The organism is Allobosea sp. P1_A7 (assembly GCF_056406775.1).
In genome coordinates this window covers 1-6,111 of the sequence record NZ_JBFTZN010000329.1, presented here as the reverse complement: position 1 = coordinate 6,111, position 6,111 = coordinate 1, and the positions used below count along the sequence as shown (strand labels likewise).

The 6,111-nt window shown below is 64.3% G+C and carries 6 protein-coding genes; 3 read left to right on the top strand and 3 right to left on the bottom strand.

What is annotated here, in order from left to right:
* Positions 1-554 (top strand): alpha/beta fold hydrolase (locus tag AC1D34_RS33035; RefSeq protein ID WP_476826517.1); only part of this gene is annotated, 554 nt, incomplete at its 5' end.
* A 186-nt stretch (positions 555-740) separates the two neighbouring features.
* Here AC1D34_RS33035 and AC1D34_RS33030 read toward each other — a convergent pair.
* Positions 741-920 carry a hypothetical protein gene (locus tag AC1D34_RS33030; protein WP_476826516.1) on the bottom strand — a complete coding sequence of 60 codons (180 nt, stop codon included), beginning with the start codon at positions 918-920 and terminating at the stop codon, positions 741-743.
* Positions 921-1,173: 253 nt separating this feature from the next.
* Between AC1D34_RS33030 and AC1D34_RS33025 the strand changes: the two genes are divergently transcribed.
* Positions 1,174-1,485 carry a hypothetical protein gene (locus tag AC1D34_RS33025; RefSeq protein WP_476826515.1) on the top strand — a complete coding sequence of 104 codons (312 nt, stop codon included), beginning with the start codon at positions 1,174-1,176 and terminating at the stop codon, positions 1,483-1,485.
* Positions 1,486-1,683: 198 nt separating this feature from the next.
* Here the strand turns inward: AC1D34_RS33025 and AC1D34_RS33020 are convergent, their stop codons facing one another.
* Positions 1,684-3,285: an ABC transporter substrate-binding protein gene (locus tag AC1D34_RS33020; protein ID WP_476826514.1), complete on the bottom strand. Its 1,602-nt coding sequence runs from the start codon at positions 3,283-3,285 to the stop codon at positions 1,684-1,686.
* Positions 3,286-3,706: 421 nt separating this feature from the next.
* Here AC1D34_RS33020 and AC1D34_RS33015 point away from each other — a divergent pair, with 421 nt between their 5' ends.
* Positions 3,707-4,126 carry an OsmC family protein gene (locus AC1D34_RS33015; protein WP_476826513.1) on the top strand — a complete coding sequence of 140 codons (420 nt, stop codon included), beginning with the start codon at positions 3,707-3,709 and terminating at the stop codon, positions 4,124-4,126.
* A gap of 194 nt (positions 4,127-4,320) precedes the next feature.
* On the opposite strand, the gene AC1D34_RS33010 is transcribed toward AC1D34_RS33015, so the two are convergent.
* Positions 4,321-5,532: a M24 family metallopeptidase gene (locus tag AC1D34_RS33010; RefSeq protein WP_476826512.1), complete on the bottom strand. Its 1,212-nt coding sequence runs from the start codon at positions 5,530-5,532 to the stop codon at positions 4,321-4,323.
* Between the last annotated feature and the right edge of the window lie 579 nt (positions 5,533-6,111).

Sequence of the window (6,111 nt, the reverse complement as noted above, 5' to 3'; positions counted from 1 at the left end):
GCGGGATGATCGCTCAGATGATGGCGAGCGAGTACCCGTCCCGTGTTCTGTCGCTCACCTCGATCATGTCGGCGACGGGAAACCCGGCCCTGCCGTCGGCAGAACCGGACGCCATGACGATGATGATGCGGCCCGCACCCGATCCAATCTTGGACGAGGCGGGCTTCCTTGATCACGGCGTCGCCTTCGCCCGGCGCGTCGCTGGCACCGCTTATTCGTTCGACGAAGAGGCTTGCCGTGCGCTCCTCGGGGAGGAGGTTCGGCGAGGTCGTGTACCAGGCGGGTTCGGGCGCCAATTTGCGGCAATTGCGCTGGCCGGTGACCGTCGGTCACAACTGGCTACGATCAAGGCGCCGACCCTCGTCATTCACGGGACGAACGATCCTCTCGTTCACCCCGACTGCGGTCAGGATACCGCAGCGTCAATCCCGGATGCGGAGATGATGCTGATCGATGGGATGGGACACGATCTGCCCGCGCAGCTCTTCAGTACCGTGGCGCACGCCATCGACCGAACCGCCCGCCGTTCGCGGCCGTCGATTTTCGGAGCATAGGAAGGCACCTCTGGCCGCAAGTGAGTTCGGCGTCCGCTTCCCGGAGAGCCACCTCCCTGCTCCAATGGCACATATGGGTGGAAAGCTGAGATTTGGCTGGGAGCCAAAGGCGGACATGAGAAATTGAAGGTAGCTCCGGCCTGCCATCGCACGGATCGCAATCGGCCAGATGATTACTTTCTGAACTCAAGCTTGCGGTGACTGGCCGGATTTTCCGTTCACTTCACTTTCGCGATAATCGGAGGCTTCCAGGTGCCGTCGAGGATAGCTTTCTCCGCCATCGTCGACGCGCGGCCGGATCGTCACCTTGGCCTTCCGCGAGGCCGATGCCGCGCCGATCAGCGCCAGTGGCAGGCGCGCCGTCACCCTCACGCCGTTTGCGCGATTGGAGGCAACACGCGGGGATTGCGAACCTCACCGATGCGTGAGTAGCCCGACACCCGAAACGGGTGTCAACGTAGGAGTGCCACCGCAGGTCATGCGAGCCTGCTGCCGGCGTGGTGCGCGAAGATGCACCGGATAACGACGCTTCGGCGCCGGCATTGCTCCGTCAATGCAGGCGTCCGCCCACAGGAGGCGACTACGACGTTTCTCACGACGCGATAGGGAGCAAACAGCCATGAAGCCACTTGTCACTGCCAGCCGCTGCGCCAAGACCCTCACCCTTACGCTGGGCACATCGCTTCTTGCCACGATGGCACTTGCGCAGGAGGGCCCAAACCTACGGACAATGCAGTGTGCCGAGGCCAAAGCCCTGGTCCAGTCGAAGGGCTCCGCCATTCTCAACTCGGGCCCCAACATCTTCAATCGCTACGTCAAGGATTCCGCGTTCTGTGCGGAGGACATGTATCTCACGCCCGCCTGGGTCAGGACCCAGAATTCGAGATCGTGCTTTGTCGGCTACACATGCTCCGACAACCGTGATGACTAGAAGTCCCGGCTGATGACTGGAAGTCCCCAGTGGAGCGGCCTCAGCGCTTGAGACCCAGGCGTCCACGCGACGCGGGAGAGCTCAAAAGAGGCGCGGAGCCGTCGCCACAGGTCGACGCTGCGTCGACGTAAGAGCCCGGGCGGCCCGTTGCAGGGCCGGCCGCCCGGGTGTCGAATGGCCGTCGCCGATGTCAGCGCATCAGTTCGTCCTGCTCKGGCGGATATTCATCGCCAGCGTGTCTTCGTCGACGCGCGGCTTGATCGTCACCTTGGCCTTCTGCGAGGCCCATGCCGTGCCGATCAGCACCAGCGGCAGGCGCGGCCGGTCCTTGCCGATCAGCGCTCCGGCCTGCTCGAGCAGGTTGCGCCGCTTCGCCTCGTCGAGTTCGACCCCGGCGGCGTCGATCAGCCTGTCCAGTTCGGCATTGCTGTATCCGGTGACATTGTAGCCGCCCAGTCCGCGCGCGATATCGGCGGTGTGGGTCAGGGCCGCCAGCGTGTAGTGCGCTTCCCCCGTGGAGGTGCTCCAGCCGTAGAGGGTCAGCGAATATTCGCCGCGCTGCCGTGCCGGGAACAGGATCGTCGTCGGCTGCCCATTGGAGACGGCATCGATGCCGATCCTGGCGAGCATCTGGACGACGGYAGCGCCGACCTCCTTGTCACCCGGCAGACGGTCGGTGGTGAAGCTCAGCGTCACCCTGAAGCCGTTGGGAAACCCGGCCTCTCCGAGCAGCTGCCTTGCGCGTGCGGCATCGGGCCTAGTGATCGGCAGATCGCGATTGAACCCGAAGATATTGGGTGTCACGAGCTGGCCGACGGGTTTGCCAAAACCTTCCATGGCGATCTCGGCGAGAGCCTGGCGATCGATCGCGAGATCGAAGGCTTCCCGGACGCGCGGATCGAGGAAGGGGTTCTTCGGCAAGGGCGAGCCGTCCCTGGCGARGACCTGGGGGCTCTTCTCGCGGAAATCGAAGTCGACATTGAACAGATAGATCGTGTCCGTCTTTGTCACGGCGAGCTTGGGATCGCGGCCAAGCGAGGTCACGTCCGAGAGGGGCGCGCGGGCGATCAGGTCGACCTGGCCCGCCTTGAGTTGCGCGACCCGCGAGGCATCGTTTGGAATCTCCTTGCGCACCACGCGCTGCCAGGGCTCCTTCTCGCCCCAAAAACCGTCAAAACGCTCCAGGACCAGCTCGGAGCGCGGCGTCCACGAGACGAATTTGTAGGGCCCGGTCCCGATCGCGGCCTTGCCGGAGTTGAAGGCGGGATTCGCCGCATCCGCCGTCAGCAGCTCCTTGGCGGCCTTGGACGAAACGATGAAGAGGCGCACGAAGTCGTTGGGCAGTGTCGGCGCCGGGCCGTCGGTCTCGACCCGCAGCGTATAGGGATCGATGATCGTCACGTCCTTGACGCGGCKGACATAGACGGAGACGGGGCTCGGTCCCTTGATCTGGCGCGAGCGCTCGATCGAGAACTTGACGTCCTCGGCCGTGAAGGCGCTGCCGTCATGGAAGACGACGCCCTGGCGCAGCTTGAATTCCCAGGCGGTTTCCCCAACCGGTTTCCAGCTCAGCGCAAGCCGGGGCTCGAGCTGGAGCTCGTCGCCCGCCCAGACCAAGGTGTCGAAGACATGCTTCAAGGTCTCGGCATGCGTCCCCGTCGAGGTGAAATGCGGATCGACCGATTCCGGGCCGGCGCGAACGCCGATCGTCAGGGTTTGCGCGAAGCCCGGGGCGGCTAGCGAGAGAGCCGTGCCGAAAGCCAGGGCGGCGAGCGAAAGGGAAAAGCGCTTCTTCATCATGGAACCGTTCTTGGAGCCTGGGGCGGCCGATATCTGGCCATGCGGACGCGCTCGGAAGAGTTCCGAGACGTCGGCAGGAGGGCGGTGGTGGGGAAGGGGGTATCTGTCGCGACGCGGCGTCGCGATAGATTTGTGGTCAGGTAATAGAATAGTTCTAGCTAGTGATCGAACGTAATCGAGATAGACTTGCTTCTATAGGAGGTCGATCGCGATCATGTTGAATGATATCGAGCGGAATGATCGAACGTCAACGAAATTGAATTGGCGATTATGCGGTCGTGTCCAGAAATTAAATCCCTAGGTAGCTGCCGTTCTGAAAGTTATTTCTTTTTTCAAAATTCGACGTCGCAAACTCTTATGCATCAAAGCTTGGGCGGCTAGTGTGCCCGTCCAGCCCAGTCGAACAGCAGGACACCAAGCGATGAGCGGACGATACAGCGTCACGGCCTCCACCTGCGGGGCGCCCGGTCGCTATGTGATCGAGGGGCACGGCAAGGTGCTGSTGTCCGATTCAGCCATGGTCCGGCAGATCCCTTCGATCGCGCCGGGGCCGATCGAGCTTTTGGTMGCGGCCTTGGGGTCCTGCGCTCTCGCCAGTGCCGAAAGTGATGCGCTGGAGCATGGCATCGCCTTCCAGGCGATCTCCGCAGCGGTGGATGCGACGCGCGACGAGCAGGACGAGACGCGCTTCTCGGCGATCCATGTCGCCATTTCGGTCACGGGGGTGTCTGCGGCTGAAGCGCCAAAACTGCTCGGGCACCTTCTCAATCAATGCCCGATCTTCAACACCTTGCGCCGCGGCGGCGGTGAGGTGACCGCCGCAATCGCCGCGCTGCCCTGAGCGGCCCACATATTCGCAGGCGGGCCGATGCTTCGGCTGGTGTCGAGGGCCTGGGTCCCGCTCGCCAGGATTTATCGACATTCGCCCGCCCGGTGGGCAGGCTCTTCTTCTTCTGCCTCTGCAACCCAGGCTGAACCCTGGGTCGCAGGAGCGCAGGCGCGTCCCTTGCTGCGACTTGCCTTGCCGCGAGAGGCTCAGGCTTCGTAGCCCAAGGGATCGTCGACGCTATGGGCCGGCTGCGTGAACCAGCGCGCACCGCCTTCCGCCATATAGGCGATGTCCTCGAGGCGAACGCCGAATTCGCCGTAGATGCACATCATCGGCTCGACCGAGAAGCACATCCCCGCCGCCAGCGGCGTCCGGCTGCCCTTGACCATGAAAGGCTCCTCGTGGATCTCGAGGCCGAGACCGTGTCCGGTGCGATGGGGCAGGCCCGGCACCTTGTAGCCGGGGCCGAAGCCTGCGGCCTCGATCACGCCGCGCGCAGCCTGGTCGACGGCCTCGCAGGGCGCGCCGAGCACGGCCGCCCCGAACCCGGCGAGCTGTGCGCGCTTCTCCAGGTTCCAGATCTCGCGCTGACGCTCTGTCGGCTCACCGAAGACATAGGTTCGGGTGATGTCGGAGTGATAGCCGCCGAGCCTGGTCCCCGTGTCGATGAGCACCATGTCGCCGTCCGCCAGCGTCTGCGGATAGGGGACGCCGTGCGGATAGGCGGTGGCTTCGCCGAACTGCGCGGCGCCGAAGGTCGAGCTCAGCCCGAGCTTGCGATGGGCGCGGTCGAGGAATTCGACCAGCTCCGTCGTCGTCAGGCCGACGCGCAGCACCCGCGCCGCAGCCCGGTGAACCTCCATGGTGATGTCCATGGCACGCTGGATCAGGGCGATCTCGGCTGCCGATTTCACCTGGCGGCAGGAAGCGGCGATCGGACCGCCGCTGGCGAAGCTGTAGCGGTTGCCGGCCTTGCGCAATCCGTCGGCGATGAAGAAGGGGGTATGGGGGTCGAGTGCGACGGTGCCGCTCTCATAGCCGAGGCTGCGGATCGTCTCGACGACGAGCGCGGTCGGATCCTCATGCTCTTCCCAGCAGCGCACATCCTCGCCGAACTGCATGTATTCGCGCGTCTTCGGCTCCTCGAAGGCCGGGCTGAGATAGACGATTTCGCCCTCTGCCGGGATGATCGCGCCATGCAGGCGCTCGGTGAGCTTGAGCTGGATGCCGGTGAAATAGTGCAGGTTGGCCGAGGTATCGAGATAGAGCGCCTGCAGCCCCTGCTCGCGCAGGAGCGCTTGCGCCTTTGCGATGCGGGCCTTGAACTCAGCGACCGCGACCGGCTCGACGCCGGACGTTATCGGATTCAGCCTGGCGAGTTCCGCCTCGAAGCTCGAGCCTCCCACCCCAATCGTCATCGGTCGTCATCCCCTTGGTTCGTTCGGTTCCCGGAGTGCTGTTCCGGCGCGCGCGGGCACGGCTGGGCCATAAATCCTGGCCCGTCGTCCCGGTGCAGTGCGCGTTGATAGTGCCTTGCATATTATTCGTCGACAATGACGCGAAAGGCATCGCCGGGTTGCGATAGCGCGTGCGTGACCCTCGCATCGATCGATGATGCGCCCATTCTCTCCGGGCTGTCGGATTTGTGGCACGGCGGGCGAGCGCTGTGCTAAGTTTGGCCCGTCGCGTGCAAGCGAGATGAGGCGCCGGCTCGTCCGGTGAGGGATCGCGGTCATCCCGCGGATGCCGAGCCCCACAATCCGTCACGCCGACCTGATCATGAGGCGCACTCCCACGTTTGGCCGACGGGAGGACAGACCGATGCGACACACCCTGACCGATAAGGCGTTTGCGGTGGCCCTGGTCCTGGCCGCGACATCGCCAGCCTGGGCGCAGGATCAACGCCCCGGGTTCAGCCAATCCCTCACCTGCAGCTTCAGCCACGACCAGGGGGAAACGAGGATCACCCTGAGTGGCCGCTGCTCCGGCGCGCTTGA

Bases quoted from the DNA above. Each gene is read 5' to 3' on its own strand.
- AC1D34_RS33025 (WP_476826515.1), top strand. From the start codon at position 1,174: ATGAAGCCACTTGTCACTGCCAGCCGCTGCGCCAAGACCCTCACCCTT.
- AC1D34_RS33010 (WP_476826512.1), bottom strand. From the start codon at position 5,532: ATGACGATTGGGGTGGGAGGCTCGAGCTTCGAGGCGGAACTCGCCAGG.